Source organism: Streptomyces sp. NPDC085931 (assembly GCF_044540565.1).
In the GTDB taxonomy this organism is placed as follows: domain Bacteria; phylum Actinomycetota; class Actinomycetes; order Streptomycetales; family Streptomycetaceae; genus Streptomyces.
In genome coordinates this window covers 16,959-34,446 of sequence record NZ_JBITSK010000018.1, presented here as the reverse complement: position 1 = coordinate 34,446, position 17,488 = coordinate 16,959, and the positions used below count along the sequence as shown (strand labels likewise).

The window sequence follows — 17,488 nt, the reverse complement described above, 5'->3', positions numbered from 1 at the left end:
TCCTAGACGCCTGCCCGGTCCCCGGCCGCCACCACGTCCGCCACCACGCAGCTGACGTTGTCCGGACCGCCGGCCTCGTTCGCCGCCCCGACCAGGGCGCGAACCGTCCGCTGCGGCGATCCGGACGATACGAGCAGATCCCGGACGCGGTCCTCGGGGAGCACGCTCGACAGACCGTCGGAGCACAGCAGGTAGCGGTCACCGGGGTGGGCGTCGTGGAGCCGGAGGTCCGGCTCGGCGGAGGGCTCGGCACCGGTGAGGGCCTTCAGGAGCAGGGCGCGCTGGGGGTGGGACACGGCCTCCTCGGCGGTCAGGCGGCCCTCGTCGATCATCGACTGGACCACGGTGTGGTCGTGCGTGATGCGGAACAGCCCGCCCTGGCGCAGCACGTACGCCCGGGAGTCACCGAGGTGCACCAGCGCCAGGCGCGAGCCGGTCCACAGCAGCGCGGTCAGGGTCGTGCCGACGTCGTCGGAGCCCCCGGCCGCGTCCCGGACGGCTTGCTCGGCGCCCCGCACCGCGTCCTCCAGGAGGGTGAGGACCCCGCCGGCCGGGATCTCCTCCGTGTCCAGGAACCGCAAGGCTTCCACGGCGGCGCTGCTCGCGGGCGCCCCCGCCGGTCCGAAGCCGTCGGCCACGGCGAGCAGCCGCGCACCCGCGTAGGCGGCGTCCTGGTTGGCGGCGCGGACCCGGCCGGTGTCCGAGTGGGCGCAGTAACGCAGTTCCAGCATGGCGGTGTCCTCTCCGGACCCGTCCGGGTCCGATTCCAGATGGGCGATCAGGAACGCGGCGAGGTCCCGCCGTACCGCCGTCTCCGCCTCCACCCGCGCCCAGTGGGCGCGGATCTCCCGGGCGGCGGACGTGGTGTCGCGGTCGTGCAGCAGACACACCCGGCGGATCTCGGCCAGCGGCATGCCCAGCCGCCGCAGCCACACCACGAGCCGGGCCTGTTCCAGCTGGGCCGTCGCGTAGTACCGGTATCCGGTGTCCGGGTCGACCCGGGCGGGCCGCAGCAGGTCCAGCTGGTCGTACAGGCGCAGTGCCTTCGGTGAGAGCCGGCACGCCTTGGCGAACGCGCCGATCGTCAGCATGCCCATGCGGCCTCCCGCGACTGTCGCGCTCCTCGCGCTCGTCCGTTCCGCCACCGATGCTGTGGCTTCACCGAAGGTGAAGGTCAAACGCGGCCTGCCGGTTCCGTGAGGTGGTTGTTAGCCTCGGCGGAAGACCTGGAGCGATGGTTCGCACGAGGAAGGAGTCGGCGTGGTCGGCGTCCCGCGTATCGCGCTCGTCACCTACGACCCCGGGGACGAGGTGCACAAGGACCGGGATCTGCCCGTGCTGGCCGGTGCGTTGCGCGACGCCGGGGCCGACGCCGTCGTCGTCTGCTGGGACGACCCCCGCGTCGACTGGGCGGCCTTCGACCTCGCCCTGATCCGCTCCACCTGGGACTACAGCTGGCGTGCCGCCGAGTTCACGGCCTGGGCGGAGCGCTGTGCGCGGGCGACCCGGCTCGCCAACCCGGTCGAGGTGGTGCGCTGGAACGCCGACAAGCGCTACCTCGGGGAGCTGGCGCGGGCGGGCGTGCCCGTGGTGCCCACGCGCTACCTCGCGCCAGGCGACCCCGTGGAGCTGCCCGCCGACGAGGAGTACGTGGTCAAGCCCACCTCCGGCGCCGGGGCCCGGTACGCCGCCCGCCACCCGGCCGGGGAACGGGACGCCGCCGTGCGGCAGGTGCGGCGGATGCACGCCGAGGGGTTCACCGCGATGGTGCAGCCGTATCTGACCGCCATCGACACGCACGGCGAGAGGGCCCTGCAGTTCTTCGGCGGCCGACTGCTGCACGCCGGCGTCAAGGGCGCCGTCCTCACCCCGGGCACGCCGTACGACGCGGACAAGGTCGCCCATCCCGACGTGCGGCGCTGGGAGCCGACCGCCGCGGAACTGGACGTCGCCGAGCGGGCGCTGGCGGCCGTGCCCGGCGATCCGGAGCTGCTGTACGCGCGCGTGGACCTCGTCACCGGGCCGGACGGGCGGCCCGTGGTGATGGAGCTGGAGCTGATCGAGCCGAACCTGTTCCTGGACGTGCACCCGGACTCCGTGCCGCGGGTCGTGCGGGCGGTACTGGCCGCCGCCGGCTGAGCACCACGAGGGGGACGTCCGTCCCGCGTGTGGCTGTGGCCGTGGCCGTGGCTGGTGTTCCGTGCCGGGTGGGCGACCCGCGCGGAGCACCGTGCCGGAACGCGGGCAGTCTCACGTATCCGGGCGAACTCCTGGCCGATTTCGGTCACTTGACGCAAAGTCACGATGTACGGTCTTCGCCGACGCCGTCGAGCCGCACGCCGTCGAGCCGCACGCTGGAGTGGGCATGGGGAGCAGTTTCCGCTACTGGGCCGAGCGCGTCGTCCTGGGCCTGACCGCCACCGTCGGCATCGCCGTGACCCTCGCCGACCAGGTGGACCTGCTCGACGGACTGGCGGCCGACACCGTCCCCAAGCTCACGCTGCTGACCCTCAGCACCGTCACGCTGTTCCTGCTCTTCGAGATCGACCGGCTGAAGGCGCTCGACAACATCAACACCCAGCTGTCCAAGCTGGACATCGACGCCCTCGCCCGCGACCTGCGGCACGACCACTACGGCGGTGTGGTGCGCGTGCACCGGCGCTTCCCCGAGGAGGCCTTCGAGGGTTACCTCAACGGCGCCGGACGCGAGGTGACCATCCTGCAGACGTGGATCCCGAACGTGCACCGGTTCGAGTCCGCGCTCAAACAGGCCATCGTCGACCGCCGGGTCCGGGTGCGGATCCTGCTGCTGCACCCGTCCTCACCGGTCGCCGACCTGCGCAACGAGGCCCTGCGCGGTCTGCGCGACCCGGCCCTGGAGGAGGACGTCCAGGCGGGCGTCGCCCGCTGCCTGTCGACCTTCGCCTCCCTCTTCCAGAGCGTGCGCGCCGACGACCGCTCACGCCTGCAGGTGCGCGTCTACCAGGCCCTGCCGTCCATCGCCGTCTACAAGGCCGACGAGCACTACCTGGTCAGCTCCTTCCTGCACGGCCGGCTCGCCATCGACTCCACCCAGCTGGAGATCGAGGGCGGCGGCACCGTGATGGGCCGGGAGATCCAGCAGGAACTGGACACGCTGTGGAGCATCGGCCGCGACGTGGACCTGGACGACTGGCGCAGGTCGGTGGACACCAACCAGTGAGACACCCACCAGTGAGACACCCACCAGTGACCCGGGAAGGGGTACGCACATGACAGACCTGGACGCCTTCGAGGACGCGCTGATCGACCGGTTCCGCGGGCACCCGGTGCTGGCGGACACCGCGCGCCTCGCCGACGCCGACTTCGCCGCGCTGCTGCTCCAGCGGCGCTTCGTGTCCCTGGCCTTCACCCCCTCGTACGACCTGGCCATCGACCTGCTGTCCGACGAGGCCGGCCTGCGGATCGCCCGGGCCATCCTGCGCGAGGAGTACCCGGACGGCCGCGGCCACACCCGTTCGCACCGGGAGGACATGAAGGAGGACCTGCTCCAGCTGGGCATCCCCCGCGCCGACCTGGTCGCCTCCCGGCCCACGGAGGCCACCCGGCACGCCATCGACGAGGCGTTCGCGCTGATCTCCGAGGCGGGCGGCCACGCCGACGCCGACCTGCGGCTGCTGACCTTCCTGCGGTTCTGGGGCGAGGTTTTGGTCTCCGTCGAGTACGAGCACCTGTGGCAGCGCATGGCACCCGTGCTCGCCGCCGACGGCCGCAACCGCTCCCGCTTCTACTACCCGCACTACGTCCACGACGCCAAGGCCCACCCCCTCACCGCCGTCTCCCTGCTGTCGGCCACCCACTCCGACCGGCTGGCCACCCGCATCAGCGAACTCCTCGCCCGGCACGGCTCGACCGACGCCTTCCGGGAGACCGAGGAACGGGCCCTGCGGCTCAAGACCGCCTTCTACGACCAGTTCCTGCCCGCCCTGGACCGGACCGGCGTGCCTCAGGCCTGAGCGCCGGTGACGGCCACCCGCTGCACCAGGCCCCAGGTGAACTCGGCGACGGCCTCCCGCCGCACGCCCCGGGCGTCCGGCGCGGTGAAGGCCAGTCCCCACCGGGTCGGTGCCGTGCCCTCCAGCGGACGGGCCGGGGCGAAGGCGCGGGCCGCCTCGTCGACCGTGCAGGACCAGGGGGTGAGATCGTCCAGGGTGCGCAGCTGCGGACCCGGCACGCCCGGGGCGCGCACCAGCCACTCGTTCCACACCGCGCCGTTCGGGGCGGTCAGCACCTCGAAGCGCAGGTCGGGCCAGAGGGGCAGCGGCCACAGCCAGGCCTCGCAGTCCAGGTCGCCGATCCGGCGGGGCGCGCGGGACTCCGGTGCGCCCAGGACGGAGCGGTACCGGGACAGCGGCGCGCGCGAGCGCGGGGAGCGGACCATCGCCTGCCAGCGCTTGTTGGCCTCCCGCATGGCGGCGATCGACACGCCCAGCTCGTGCCGGGCGTCCTCGACCAGGCCGGGGTTGTGGTCGGCCATGCGGCGCAGCAGCACCAGCTGGAAGTCCAGCGGACCGAAGGGGCTAGCGGGGTGCTTTCCGGAGGGCATGGGACCCATCGTCGCCCACCGGAGCGGTGTCGGGGCGGCGGCCGTCGGGCAGGAACAGCACCGAGTTGACGTAGCGCGGGCCCCGCAGGAGCGGGGAGGGCAGGACACGGCGCAGCAGGCCGTGGGAGACGACGTAGGAGGCCCGGGCCTGGTGGTCCTCCAGCGGGAACCTCGCCAGCGGCACCCAGGTGTCCCCGGGCAGCACCCAGCCCTCGTAACCCAGCAGGGTCAGATAGGTCACCACCGGCGCGATCGGCTGGATGCGGGACTCCAGCTCGACGAAGAGGGCGGGCCGGTCGCGGGCCAGCAGCCCGGTCGCGCCGCGCAGCACCGCCGGCTCGTTGCCGTCCACGTCGATCTTGATGAAGCCCACGTTGCGCAGCCCCAGCTCGTCCAGGGTGACGCAGGACACGTCCAGCGCCCGGCCGTGGATGTCGCGCCGCACCAGCGAGGAGACGCCCCGGTCGCCCGGGTCGTCCGGCGGCAGCCACAGACGGGCGATGCCCGGGCGGTCCGAGGCGGCCGCGCGCACCACCCGGACGTTCGGCGGGGCGGCGGCCGCCAGCAGCCGGGCCAGATGGGGCACCGGCTCGATGGTCACGACGTGCTCGGCGCGGCCGGCCAGCCGGTGCGTCCAGGGCCCGTACCAGCCGCCGACGTCCACCGCCGTCCCGCAGTCCGCCGGGCACAGCTCGGCGAGCCGGGCCAGCTCCGGCTCGAAGCGGGGGTACAGCGCCCGGGCCGTGGCGGCCACCAGCCGGGTGGGCAGGAAGGGGGCGAGACGGGCGGCCAGGCTGGTCACGGTGCCATCCTCGTGCGGAGTTCCTCGTGCTCGTCGTCCGTGACCTGCTCGCCCGAGGACGGCAGCAGCTGCGGGATGCCGTCGACGATCGGGTAACGGCGGTGCAGGCGCGGGTTGTACAGCGCCTCCTCGTGCCCGGCCTCCTCGGGCAGCAGATGCAGCGGGCCCTTGTCGAGCGGGCACGCCAGGATCCTCAGCAGCGGGTCGTCGGGCTTCATGGGGATGCCAACTCCTCGGCGGATGCGGTGGGTTGGGGAGCGGAGTCGTGCTTGGGCATGGTCAGCAGCACGGCCACCGCGAGGGCCGTGCCCGCCACCCGCAGCGCGAGCCGCAGCGGCTCGTGCGGCAGGGCCTCGCCGAACGACAGCGTGCCGAGCACCGCCGTGAACAGACTGGTCACGGTCGTGCACACCGGCACGATCAGCGAGGCGCGGCAGCGCTGCAGCGCCGCCTGCGACATCACCAGGCCGAACACACCGGTGAACAGCAGCAGATACGGATACGGGGAGCCGAGCAGGCCCAGGGCCGCCCCGCCGATCCCGTCGGTCGTCAGATGGCCGGAGACGCCCTTGATGGCCAGGGAGCTGACGCCGTACAGCAGGCCCACCGCCACGCCGTACTCGACACCGGTCGTCGGGCGCCGGTGCCGGTTGCGGGCGCGCCGCTCGGCGGAGCCGTACAGCCACACCCCGGCCGCCAGCGACGGCACGCACACCGCCAGGACCAGCGGGTAGGGCGCGTCCCGGCCGACGCTGTCGGTGCCCTCGCGCAGCGACAGCACGACCATCAGCAGCGCCAGCAGGATCCCACCGAGCGCGTACCTTTCCCGGCCGGTCGTCTCCTCGCCGAGCAGCCGCGCCGACAGCAGCACGAGCAGGACCAGGCCGGAGACGAAGATGCCCTGCGCGGCGGCGATCGGCAGGGTGCGGTAGACGACGAGCTGGGCGCCGAAACCGGCGGCGAGGGCGAGGGAGCCGCCGATCCACAGCGGGCTGCCGAGGACCAGGCGCAGCAGCCGGGCCGGCTGCCGGACGCTCACCTCCGGGAGCGAGGCGAGCGCCCGCTTCTCCAGTACGAAACCCAGGCTGTACAGGGTGTTCGCCAGCAGGGCCGCGGCCACTCCCCACCACATGGGTCACGTCCTGCGGGCGTGCAGCAGCAGGATCGACGCGAGCTGCGGCCGGGCGCAGGCCAGCCGGTCCAGCGGCCGCAGCGGGCGCGGCACGCCGTGGAAGGGAGCGCCTTCGAGCCGCACCACCGTGAACCCGGACGCGGCGACGAACTCCCGCAGGGCGCGCGGCGTGTACAGCCGCAGGTGCCCCACGACCTCCTTGCCCGGGCGGCCGTGGATGCCCCGCAGGCTGACCTCGGAGAAGACCGGCTGCACGCCCGCGAGCAGCAGGGCCCGGTTGTACCAGGCGGCCAGGTTCGGTGTGGACAGCATCAGATGGCCGCCGGGGCGCAGCACGCGGTGGATCTCGTCCAGCGCCGCGTCCGGGTCGACGAGGTGCTCGATCACCTCGCTGAACAGCACGGCGTCCGCCGAGCCGGACGCGAACGGCAGCCCGCCGCCGGTGAGTTCGCCGCGGACCGCGTACGGGACGCGGGTGCGGGCACGGCGCAGCGCGTCCTGGGACCAGTCGACGCCGACGAGGCGGTGACCGGGCAGCAGGGGCGCGGCGGTGGCCGCGGCGGTGCCGTCGCCGCAGCCGATGTCCAGGACGGTCGCCGGGCGGCCGGCGGCCGGTCCGAGCGCGCGGGCCAGCGTGCGGGCCTGGCGCAGGCTGCGCGGGGTGCCGGAGGCGACGGGGACCGCCGGGTTCTCGTAGAAGTCCCGGAGGTCCTTCGGGCGGGGCGCGGTGGCCGGTACGGCCGTCATGACGTGGCCTCCGTGGTGTGCAGATGGTGCTCGAACAGGTCGCGCAGGTGAGCGCCGTCGCCGTCGCCGAGCAGGGCGCGGGACCAGCGCAGGGCGAGGTGCAGGCGCCCGGCCGTGGACGCGGTCGTCACGGTCAGGCCGCGCGGCATCCGCGCCGGGGCGGAGAACCACACCGCGTGCGCGCGGCCCGCCTCCTCGCCGAAGTCCAGCGGGTAGGGGATGCGGCCGATGTTGCTCAGCAGGGTCGTCGACGTCCAGGGCGCCGCGGCCCGGCGCAGGGCGCGGGTGAGGGCGGCCCGGGCGGCGACCGGCGCCCACGGGGCGGTGAGCAGGGCGGCGCCGTGGCCGAGCTGGGGGCGGGGCAGGGACTTCAGCGCCCGGGTGCGTTCCGCGGTGCGGCGCAGCAGGTCCGGCAGCTGCGGATCGCGCAGTTCCCGCGGCGCGAAGGGGACCTCCACCAGGCGCGTGCCGTTGCCGATGGGCATCGAGGCGTCCCGGGGCCGGTCGTCCACGGGCATGGTGATGCGCAGAGGGCGGGGCCGGGCGCCGTGCTCCCGGTTCCAGTGGGCGATGGTCAGCGCCGTGGCGACCATGAGCTGGTCGTTGACGGTGTACGGGGCGCCCTGGGGGCGGTGCGGCAGGGACAGCTCGGTGACCAGCAGGCCGTTGCCGGGCGACGGCTCGGGGGTGCCCGGCGCGACCCGGGCGGGCGGCGCCCAGGTGGCCGGGGTGTCCGGGGGTTCGCGGTGCGCCTCGGCGGGACGCACCGGGGGCGCCGCGGGGGAGTTGTCCCGGCCGCCGTAGAGCTCCGCGGCCGTGGCCAGGACCCGCAGGCAGGCCGGGCCGTCCAGGGCGGTGTGGTTGATGGTGAGGACCAGGACCGAGTCCACCACCTCCAGGCGGATCGGCGGGGACTGCGCCAGCGGCGGGGCCTGCGCCAGGGCCCGGGCCCTGGCGTCCTGGAGGGCGCGGGGACCCGGCGGCGCGAACCTCACCACCTCCACGTCCGGCTCGCGCGTCAGCTCCCACTCGTAGCGCCGCCGGTACCACGGCCCCGGCGCCTCCCGCATGAGGACGCGCGGATGCCGGTGCAGCGCCTCCACGAACGCCTTGCGCAGCCGGGCGTGGTCGAGGGGGCCCGGCAGGTGGACCTCGATGTGGACCGTCTCCGGCTCCGCCTCCTGCAGGCAGTGCCGGGAGACCTCGTCCACCACGGGGAACGGGATGCGGACCGGTGCGGTCATACGGCCTTGCCCTCCCCGGGGTCCGTCCTCGGCAACGGCCGTGTCGGCGCCTGTGACCGCGGTCGCTCGCGCAGGCTCACCAGCCCCGCGAACAGGCCGATCAGCGACAGCAGTTGGGCCACGTGCCCGAACGCGCCCGCTCCCGCGCCCACCGGCTCCCCGGCCCCGACGGCCGCGGCGATCCCCGCCCCGGCCAGGGCGGCGAACGCCAGCGGCACCAGCAGCGCCTGCCGCCGCGCGGCGAGCAGCGCCAGCGCCGGGACCAGCAGCGCCGGCCACCCGGCGATCACCACCCCGACCAGGGTCAGCGCCACCGCGCCGAGCCACGGGCCGGGCAGCGGTGGGGCGGGCTGCGGCGCGTCCGCGTTGGGCGCGCGGCGGCGCCACACCGCCAGGCCCAGCAGGGCCGCGATGCCGACACCGCTGCCGATCAGCCCGATGTCGTAGGTGGTGGCCGGTTCGTACGACAGCTTCACCTTGCCGCCCGCCCCGGCCGGGATCCGCCAGCCCTGCTGCCAGCCGTCCAGCCGGACGGGGGTCAGCTCCTTGCCGTCCAGCGTGGCCCGCCAGCCGTCGTTGGCGTTCTCGTACGTCGTCAGGTACGAGGCCGCCCCGGAGCCGACCGTCAGCTCGCGCCGGTCGCCCAGCCAGTCCCGGACCCGCAGCTCGCGCCCGGCCGCGGCGGCCTCGGGCACCGTCCCGCGCGTCAGGGTCACGTCCGTGAGCGCCAGCGGGCCCGCGTCGCCGCCCTCCAGCCGGTGCTCGCCCGCCGGCAGCCGCACCTCGGTGTCGCCCCGGCCCTCCTGGCAGAGCGTCACCGCCACGCCCCGCCGCTCCACCAGGTCGCGCACGGTGCCCTTGACGCTCGACTGGTACAGCTCGCCGTCCAGCGCCACGTCCGGGCCCTTGCCGCACGGCAGGGAGAAGGCGCGGGTGCCGTCCGGCTGCGGGGTGCGGTACTGGTCGAGGGAGGGGAGGTAGGCCTCGGTGAGCCCCACCGGCAGGCGCAGGTCCTCGTCGGCGACCGGGTTGTGCAGGGTCAGCCGGGCCGTCTCGGTGACCGTGATGTCCAGCCGGTCGGTGGTGATCGGCGGGAAGCGCACCCAGCCGTTCTCGTCGACGCCGGCGACGGCCGCGCCGTCCGGGGAGCTGATGTGCACCTCGGAGGCGCGCGTGGACAGGCCCCCGGCCGGGGCCAGGACCAGCTCGCCGACCGGCTGCTTGCCCTCCCAGCGCAGATGGATCGTCGGCCGGTCGCCCGCGATCCAGGCCGTCGTCAGGTCTCCGTCGGTGAGGTTGCGTGCCCCGATGCCCGCGCCGAGCCGCGCCGTGGAGTCGGCGGTGGCGACGATCCGGGCCCGCTGCTCGGGCGCCACCTCGTACAGCAGCTCGTCGAGTGCCGCGCCCGGCACCGGCACCGCGCTCGCCTTCACCTCGTACGTTCCCGCGGCCGGGGTGGTGAAGCGGCGGTGCAGGCCCGCCTCGGTGCCGGTCGGGGACAGCCCCGTCGGGTCGGAGGCGCGGTGCAGGGAGACGACGGTGGCGGCCGCGCCGGCCTCGTCCGCGTCCGACGGCAGCCGCAGCAGCCGGGTCACCCGGACGTCCGGCAGGTCGATCGCGGAGAAGCCCGCGCCCGTGAGACCGGCCCGGCGCTCCACCGAGTCCACGATGGTCAGCTTCATCCAGCGGGTCGCGCCCTCGGGCGCCTTGATCCGCTGCGTCTTACCGTTCGGCTGGAGGAAGCTCGTCCGCTCGCCCTTCTCGGTCTCCACCCGCACCCTGGTCGCCGCCGCCCGCACGCCGTCCTGCGGCAGCGGCGTGACCTGGAAGGAGGACGGCATGGCGTAGGGGCCGGTGAAGCCGATGCGCAGCCACTGCCCGTCCGGCGTGTCCGGCGCGCCCTCCGCCCACGCGGTGTCCGGGTCGCCGTCGAAGGCGTTCACCGGGTCGTACTGCGGCAGGTGGAACAGCCAGCTGCCGTACGAGGACGCCGACACCGAGGACGCGCCGCGCAGTTCGGCCACCGTCTGGTGCTCCACGCCCTCGGTCGGCAGGATCTGGCGCGGCTTCTCGCCCGGGTCCTGCTGCGCGCCGGACGCGTTGCGCTCGTCGCGCGTGTACGTGTACGAGGTGCCCGCGTTGACCAGTCCGAACCGGGTGTCGGCCCGGCGCAGCCCGTCGCCCACCACCTGCACGGCCGGGGTGCCGAGCCCCGGGTGGTCGTCCCCGGTCAGGACGGTGGCCCGGCCGCGCAGCTCGGACGCCAGCGGCAGCAGCGCCTCGGGCCCGCCGGACACCACGGCCGTGTCCGCGACCGGGGTGAGCCGGGCCTGCCCGGGGCGGACGACGTCCCCGCCCGCCGGACGGTAGATCTCCACCGCCCGCTGCCGCGGGTAGAGCCCCTCGACCTGGAGCGGAGTGTCCTCGGCGATCCGGCCGCCGGTCATCACCGGGCCGAGCCCCGTGACCCGCTCGTACCCCGACTGCTCCAGGGTGCGCTTGACGGTCGCGGTCGGCACGGCGCCGATCTGGTCGGGGTCGAGGTCGTTGCGCACCACGACGTAGTACAGCCCGGCCCGGCTCAAGTAGTCGGCCAGACCCGGCACTTCGGCCCCGGACAGCAGCGCCTGCTCGACCGCGTCCATCGCGCGCCGGTTGCCGGGCGTGCCGAACGGGACGTAGTCGCGCTGCGCCCAGCGCGACTCGGCGAGCACGTCGAGCGGCTGGTCGATGGGGGAGCCCCAGGTGTAGACGCCGTGCGCGGTGGCCGGGACGACCAGCGCGCGCGAATCCGGCGAGTACTTCTCCAGCCAGTCGGCCGTGGCCTGCCAGTAGGCGGGCAGCTTCTGGAACGAACCGGGGTTCAGGATCGAGCCGTTGAGGTACGGCCACAGCAGCCCGGGCAGGACCAGCACGGCCGCGACGAGCGGCGCGAAGCGCCGGCCGCGCACCGGCCGGGCCCCGCGCCGCTCGGCGGCCACTCCCACCAGATGGGCCAGACCCAGCACGAGCGCGAGCGCCAGGCCCGTCTGGAACTTGTAGATGTTGCGGAACGGCGACAGCCACCCGTCCAGCCAGCCCTGCACCACGTCGTGGAACGGCGCCCCGAACGCCCCGCCGTACCCGGCGAGCAGCACCAGCGCGGTCACCAGCACCGTCAGCACCAGCCACCGCCGCTCGGGCATGTCGCGCCGGGCGAGCCCGGCCAGCCCCAGCCCGGCCGCCAGCGCCGAGCACACGATCACCACCACGGACGAGGCCACGGTCCAGCCGGCCGGCAGCCAGGCCTCACCGAAGTGCAGATAGGCCACCCAGTTCCCGGCCCCGCGCAGCGCCTCGGTCGCCGACATGGTGTCCGTCGTCGTCCGCGCGGTCTCTATATAGGGGAGGAAGTTCTCCCCGTAGACGCCGAGCAGCAGCAGCGGCACCCACCACCAGGCCGTCACCACGATCACCGCGGGGGCCCACCAGGCGATCAGCTTCCGCATCCGCGGCCCCGGCGGCCGGGACAGCAGATACAGCCCCACCGGCAGCAGGGACGCCAGTGTCGCCGAGGCGTTCACCCCGCCCATGAACGGCACGAGCAGCGCCGAACGCAGAGCGGCGACCCGGGCCGCGTACCGCTCGTCGGCCAGCGGCAGCAGCACCCACGGCAGGAACGCGCCGGGCAGCGCGGCGGCCGACGTGGAGCCGACGACGGTCGTGAACAGCGGCCACAGCGCGTACGCCACGGCCCCCAGCAGCCGGGACGCCGAACTGCCGACCCGCAGCCGCTCCGCCAGCCGCAGCGCCCCCCAGAAGGCGACGGACACGATCACCGACAGCCACAGCCGCTCCGCCAGCCACACCGGCAGCCGGACGAGGTCGGCCACCCAGTAGAACGGCAGCATCGGCCACAGATAGCCGGCGTACTGGTCCTGGATGCCGCCGAAGCCGGCCCGGTCGTGCCACAGCTGCCCCAGGTCGGCGAGGAACCGGCCCGGATCGGTGGTCACCCCCAGCTTGGTGTCGAACGTCTGCCGCCCCGGCTGCACCGCCAGGAACAGCACGAACACCACGGCCCAGAAACCCAGCAGCCAGCGCCGCGACCGGGGACCGTCGGGCGGGCCCGACGCGGTCGTGGTGGTGGGGACGGCTGCCGGGGGAGGAGCCTGGACCGTGGTCGTCATGTAGGACACCGCCGCAGAATGAGGAGGAGGTTCCAGGTGGCGAACTCGCGGATCCCGGGCGCCTTGACGACGGCCTCCGCGAGGAAGGGCCAGTAGCGGGAGCGCGCCGAGACGACCGTGACGTCGTCCCGGGCCCGCACCTGCCGCAGGGTGGGGCCGATGTGCACCGCGAACAGGTTCTCGCCGAGCGTGTGCTTGGCGGGCCTGCCGGTCCGCCGGGCGTAACGGGCCCGGGCCCGCTCGGCGCCGAGGTAGTGCCACGGGGCCCACTCGTGCCCGCCCCACGGGGACAGCCAGTTGGTGAACGACACGTAGATCAGCCCGCCGGGCCGGGTCACCCGCGCCAGCTCGCTGAGGAACGTCTCGGGGTCCGCGACGTGCTCCAGCACGTTGGAGGAGAAGGTCACGTCCGCGACGCCGTCCCGCAGGGGCAGCAGGTACCCGTCGGCGACGACGGCCGCCTCGGGCGGCTCCTCGCCGAGTTCGGCCACGTCCGGCTCGAACAGGAACGCGTTCGCCCCGCGCCGCCGGAACTCCGCGGTGAAGTACCCGCCGCCCCCGCCGACGTCCAGGACGGTACGCCCGGCGACGGGCCCGTCGTAGGCCTCGACCTGGTCGACGGCGTCCCGGGCGAGCAGGGTGTAGCAGGCCTCGGGGTCGTCCTGCTCGCGGCGGAAGGCACGGAACAGGGCGACGGATCGTCGCACCGAGGGGTCCTTCCACGGGGCGTGCGAGGGGCGCGGGGAACTGCGCGACCCGCCCCACGCCACCCGCGCACGCGACACGGCGTCACCGACACGCCGCATGGGCGACGTCACGGAGTCCAACTCCGCACCGCCTCCGCGGCCACCACCCGGAACTGCCGCACGGTCCGGTCCCAGCGGAACTGCGCCGCCCGCTCCCGGGCCGCCTTGCCCATCAGCTCGCGCCGCCGTGCCGACAGCGCCAGCGCGCACCAGGCCGCGGCGAACGAGGACTCACCCCGGGCGAGGACGCCGGTCTCACCGTCGACGACGGAGTCCTTCAGCCCGGGCACGTCGAAGGCCACGCTCGGTGTCTCCCGGGCCGCCGCCTCCGTCACGACCAGCCCCCACCCCTCCACCGCGGAAGGGTGCAGCAGCAGCCAGGCCGCACACAGCAGCCGGTGCTTCTCGGCTTCGGAGACGTACCCGGTGAACTCCACGCCGGGCCCGGCCAGCCGCTCCAGCCGCTCGCGCTCCGGCCCGTCCCCGACGATCACCAACCGCCCGCCGGTCACCGGCCGCACCCGCTCCCACAGCCGCAGCAGCAGATCGATGCGCTTGTACTCGACGAGCCGCCCGACGGCGACGAACAGCGGCTCGGGCGAGCGCTCGGCGCGCGGTCCCGGCTCCTCGACGCCGTTGTGCACGACCCGGATCCGCTCCCGCTCGACGCCGATCGCCCGCAACGCGTGGGCGGTCGAGGACGACACGGCGACCAGCAGGTTGCGCTGCTGCGCGCCGGTCAGCGCCCAGTGTTCGAGTCTCCGGCCGAGCCGCGCCGCCGGGGCCAGCGGACCGCCGAAGCGCATCGTCCACAGGTCCGTGTGGACATGGTTGACCAGGCACAGGGTCGGCCCCCGGTGCCACAGCGGCGCCAGGTACGGCATGCCGTTGCACACCTCCACCAGCAGATCGCAGTCGCCGACCTGGCGGGCGAAGGCCGACCGGGCGCGCAGGTAGTGCCCGTACGGGCCGCCCGCCGACACGACCCGGTAGTCGCGGAAGGACGCGGGGCCGCCGCACAGCAGGGTCACCTGGTGCCCCAGCCGGGTCAGCCCGTCGGCGAGTCTGTCGACCAGCAGCTCGGAGCCGCCGGCGGAGGGATTGTCCAGATCACGATGGGCGAGGAAGACGATCCGGCGCGGTTGTGGGGGGAGCGCCGGAGAGTGCTGCGACGCGTGGGGGGACGCGGTGCGCAGCGTGGACGGTACGTGCTGGGGCATGGGTGCTCCAACTCGTCTCGGGGTGCGGAACTCGGTGGGGAGAACGTGGGGGTGGGGTCGTCGGGGAGGGTCGGCCTGTGGGGGGCCTGAGCTCTTCCTGGGAGGGGAGTGTGGACGGGGTGTGCTCGGGTGGGGTTGGACAGTTTTCGCCCGGACCTTCGCCACGGCTACTCACCGACGTGACAATTTCCGGCTTTATTAGAGCTGACGTCACATCACATCGTGAGGGTCGGCCGGGGCGTTCCGGGCACATCGGATGCAGTGGGCTGCTCCGGCTCCTTCCGCCCACGGGCCACCAGAACGCCGCCCACCGCTGCGAGCACCAGGCCGGTGATCCCGGCGCCGATCGGCAACGTCGTCCCGACCAGGCGGAGTTGCCCGCTGTCCCGCTTCGCCTGCCGGACCGCCTCCTTCTGCGTCGCGGTCGTGAAGGCGACCTTCTCGCTGTCCAGCAGCACCGCCGCGTCCTTCTTCCCGCCCGGCGCCCGCAGGGTCCGCTTCGGCCCGGTCTGCGCGTACAGCACCCGGCCCGTGGCCTGGTCGACGACGAGCACGAAGCCGTGGTTGGCGTACCACTCCTCGGCCAGCACCTGCGGCCGGTTCGGCTGGTCGACGAGGGTGCCCGGCACCAGCCGCGTACCGGTCCGGGTCGGCGGCACCGACCCGGTGAACCGGTAACCCGTGTACCCCTGAATCTTCGCGGTGCCCCGGTAGCGCAGCACGACCGTGTCGCCGAGGGTGTTGTCCCACCACTGGTAGGACCGTTTCTGCACGTCGAAGGGGAACTTCAGGTAGGCCTCGCCCTCGATGTGGGGCTTCTCGCCGCAGCAGTGCACCGGCCGGGTGGTCCTGCGGTCCATCACCCAGCGGTGCGGGGTGAAGTCCAGCGCGTCGTGCGGATCGGCGGCCGGCAGCGACGCGTCGGTGTCGACCGTGGTCGTCACGTCCCAGACGGCGTTGCCGCTGCGCTCGCTGTCCTCGACGTCGCCCCGCACCCGCTGGGTGACGGTGATCTTCCGGCCGGGCACCGTCTCGATCCGGTCGGTGTCGAAGACGCGGCCCCGGCCCTCGTAGACGGCGGTCGTGTCGATGTCGATCGGATTGACCGCGGCCCGTGGCTGCACGTACCAGGCGAGCAGGGGCGCCAGCACCAGCAGGAAGGTGCCGACACCCAGCAGGACCAGGGAAAAGGGAGAGGTTGTACGGCGCATCCGGGCACTCCAGTGGCTTGGGGCGGCTCGACGTACGAGAGGACCGGCACGGCGGCGGAATGCGCGCGTGCGGCTGGGCCGGGAACCGTAGGCGGCTCTTGACGGGGTGTCAATGCTTGTCGAGACTGGGCGCGACAGGCAGGGACGGGGTGCCGGGGTGGGGCAACCTCCGGACCATCTCCGGACGCATCCGGACAGAGAGGCTGACCCTGCGATGTCCAGACTGCTCGCTGCCGCGCTGACCGTAGCGCTCGCCGCCGCCCTCGCCGTGGGGGCCGCGCTGGGCGTGGTCGCGCTGCTCGAAGCCACACCCGACCAGCCGAACACGCCCCTGATCACGTACGAGCAGGCCGGCCAGGGGGGTTGACGGATGACGGCCGCCCGCACCGGAACCGTCACCACCCGCTCGGCCTGGCACGACGTACCGCGCCTCCAGGTGCGCCGGTTCGCCGCGATCGCCATGGCCGAGGCGCCCGAGCTGGCCGAGGAGATCCTCCGCGAGATCCAGCGCGAGTACCCGCACCTGCCCGTCGTCCTCGACGACTCCGGCGAGCCGATGGCCCTGGTCGGCATCCGCCGCGCCATCGAGGTCTTCGTGCAGCACCTGGAGCACTCGGAGGGGCGGCCGACCGTCCCGCCCGGCGTCTTCCAGGACTTCGGCCGCGGCGAGGGCCTCAACGGCCGCTCCCTGGACTCCCTCCAGGCCATCTACCGCATGGGCGTACGCCTGGCCTGGCGCCGCTTCGCCGACATCGGCCAGCGCGTGGAGATCCCGCCCCCGGCGATGTACGAACTCGTCGACGCGGGCTACGAGTACCTGGACGGCCTGGTCGACCAGTCCGTGCGCGGCTACGCCGAGGCGGCGGCCCGCCAGGCCGGCGAACGGCTGCGGCTGCAGCGCCGCCTGATGGAACTCCTGCTGGCCGAACACCACCGCGGCGACCCCACCGAGGCCTTCACCGAACGCGCCGCCCGTATCGGCTGGCCGCTGCCGGAGAAGGTCGCGGTCGGCGTCCTGCTGCGCCCGGCCCGCGAGGCCATGGCGCCGGCGGTCGGCCAGGGCGTCCTGCTCGACATGGAGTACGAGCAGCCCCGCATGGTGGTCCCCGAGCCGGACGCGGCGGGCCGCCACGAACTGCTGCACCGGGCCCTGACCGGCTGGTCGGGCGCGATCGGCCCGCCCGTCCCGCTGGCCGACGCGGCGAAGTCGCTGCGCTGGGCGGAGGCGGCGGTCCGCCTCATGGAACGCGACCTGCTGCCCTCCGGTGAGGTGCTGCACTGCACGGAGCACACCGAGGCCCTGGTCCTCCTCCAGCCCGAGGAACTGATCGACGACCTGGCCCTGCGCTGCCTGGCCCCCCTGACCCACTGCGGCCCGACCCACGGCCGCCGCCTCGCGGAGACCCTCCTGGCCTGGCTGGAAACCCGCGGCGGCGCCCCCGAGGTCGCCGCCCGCCTGGGCGTCCACCCCCAGACGGTCCGCTACCGCCTCCGCCAGATCCGCGCCCTGTGGGGCGACGAGATAGACGACCCGGACCGCCGCTTCGAACTGGAACTGGTCCTGAGGGCACAGCGGTTGCGGGGGGAACTGGGGGTGGTGCGGGGGCGGCGGTGAGCCCGGGCCGGTGCATC

Annotated in this window: 16 protein-coding genes; 5 read left to right on the top strand and 11 right to left on the bottom strand. The window is 74.2% G+C overall.

Features of this window, described 5'->3' with window-relative positions; genetic code table 11:
• Positions 1-2: 2 nt before the first annotated feature.
• Complete coding sequence (locus tag ACIGAN_RS30715) at positions 3-1,097, bottom strand: MerR family transcriptional regulator (protein WP_399862453.1); 1,095 nt, start codon at positions 1,095-1,097, stop codon at positions 3-5.
• A gap of 163 nt (positions 1,098-1,260) precedes the next feature.
• Here ACIGAN_RS30715 and ACIGAN_RS30710 point away from each other — a divergent pair, with 163 nt between their 5' ends.
• The 3 genes from ACIGAN_RS30710 (at position 1,261) to ACIGAN_RS30700 (ending at position 3,995) form a co-directional block, all read left to right on the top strand.
• Positions 1,261-2,139 carry a RimK family alpha-L-glutamate ligase gene (locus tag ACIGAN_RS30710; protein WP_399862451.1) on the top strand — a complete coding sequence of 293 codons (879 nt, stop codon included), beginning with the start codon at positions 1,261-1,263 and terminating at the stop codon, positions 2,137-2,139.
• Between the two features lie 226 nt (positions 2,140-2,365).
• Positions 2,366-3,202, top strand: a complete 837-nt coding sequence (locus ACIGAN_RS30705) for a hypothetical protein (RefSeq protein WP_399862449.1) — start codon at positions 2,366-2,368, stop codon at positions 3,200-3,202.
• 49 nt (positions 3,203-3,251) lie between these two features.
• The gene (locus ACIGAN_RS30700) at positions 3,252-3,995 is read left to right on the top strand and encodes a hypothetical protein (protein ID WP_399862448.1); all 744 of its coding nucleotides are present in this window, start codon (positions 3,252-3,254) and stop codon (positions 3,993-3,995) included.
• Here the strand turns inward: ACIGAN_RS30700 and ACIGAN_RS30695 are convergent.
• From ACIGAN_RS30695 to ACIGAN_RS30650, 10 genes are all read right to left on the bottom strand, one after another.
• Positions 3,986-4,594 (bottom strand): hypothetical protein, encoded by a 609-nt coding sequence (locus ACIGAN_RS30695; RefSeq protein WP_399862446.1) that lies wholly within the window; start codon positions 4,592-4,594, stop codon positions 3,986-3,988. The two genes, ACIGAN_RS30700 and ACIGAN_RS30695, sit on opposite strands and share 10 nt — an antisense overlap.
• Entirely contained in the window at positions 4,560-5,387 is an 828-nt protein-coding gene (locus ACIGAN_RS30690; protein ID WP_399862444.1) for an FkbM family methyltransferase, read from the bottom strand. Before ACIGAN_RS30690 ends, ACIGAN_RS30695 begins: the two co-directional genes overlap by 35 nt.
• Entirely contained in the window at positions 5,384-5,605 is a 222-nt protein-coding gene (locus ACIGAN_RS30685; RefSeq protein ID WP_365098890.1) for a Trm112 family protein, read from the bottom strand. The genes ACIGAN_RS30690 and ACIGAN_RS30685 overlap by 4 nt, the downstream gene beginning before the upstream one ends.
• Positions 5,602-6,519, bottom strand: coding sequence for a hypothetical protein (locus tag ACIGAN_RS30680; protein WP_399862442.1), 918 nt, complete (start codon positions 6,517-6,519; stop codon positions 5,602-5,604). Before ACIGAN_RS30680 ends, ACIGAN_RS30685 begins: the two co-directional genes overlap by 4 nt.
• Positions 6,520-6,522: 3 nt before the next feature.
• On the bottom strand, positions 6,523-7,266 hold the full coding sequence (locus tag ACIGAN_RS30675) for a class I SAM-dependent methyltransferase (protein ID WP_399862440.1): 744 nt from the start codon (positions 7,264-7,266) through the stop codon (positions 6,523-6,525).
• Entirely contained in the window at positions 7,263-8,510 is a 1,248-nt protein-coding gene (locus tag ACIGAN_RS30670) for a condensation protein (protein WP_399862438.1), read from the bottom strand. Before ACIGAN_RS30670 ends, ACIGAN_RS30675 begins: the two co-directional genes overlap by 4 nt.
• Positions 8,507-12,679, bottom strand: coding sequence for an alpha-(1->3)-arabinofuranosyltransferase domain-containing protein (locus tag ACIGAN_RS30665; protein WP_399862436.1), 4,173 nt, complete (start codon positions 12,677-12,679; stop codon positions 8,507-8,509). The genes ACIGAN_RS30670 and ACIGAN_RS30665 overlap by 4 nt, the downstream gene beginning before the upstream one ends.
• Positions 12,676-13,485: a class I SAM-dependent methyltransferase gene (locus ACIGAN_RS30660; RefSeq protein WP_399862611.1), complete on the bottom strand. Its 810-nt coding sequence runs from the start codon at positions 13,483-13,485 to the stop codon at positions 12,676-12,678. Before ACIGAN_RS30660 ends, ACIGAN_RS30665 begins: the two co-directional genes overlap by 4 nt.
• An 8-nt stretch (positions 13,486-13,493) precedes the next feature.
• Positions 13,494-14,645 carry a glycosyltransferase family 4 protein gene (locus ACIGAN_RS30655; RefSeq protein WP_365098895.1) on the bottom strand — a complete coding sequence of 384 codons (1,152 nt, stop codon included), beginning with the start codon at positions 14,643-14,645 and terminating at the stop codon, positions 13,494-13,496.
• A 215-nt stretch (positions 14,646-14,860) separates the two neighbouring features.
• The gene (locus tag ACIGAN_RS30650) at positions 14,861-15,856 is read right to left on the bottom strand and encodes a DUF3068 domain-containing protein (RefSeq protein WP_399862434.1); all 996 of its coding nucleotides are present in this window, start codon (positions 15,854-15,856) and stop codon (positions 14,861-14,863) included.
• Positions 15,857-16,070: 214 nt separating this feature from the next.
• Between ACIGAN_RS30650 and ACIGAN_RS30645 the strand changes: the two genes are divergently transcribed.
• Entirely contained in the window at positions 16,071-16,223 is a 153-nt protein-coding gene (locus tag ACIGAN_RS30645) for a hypothetical protein (protein WP_399862432.1), read from the top strand.
• A gap of 3 nt (positions 16,224-16,226) precedes the next feature.
• Complete coding sequence (locus ACIGAN_RS30640) at positions 16,227-17,471, top strand: PucR family transcriptional regulator (RefSeq protein ID WP_365098897.1); 1,245 nt, start codon at positions 16,227-16,229, stop codon at positions 17,469-17,471.
• Positions 17,472-17,488 lie beyond the last annotated feature (17 nt).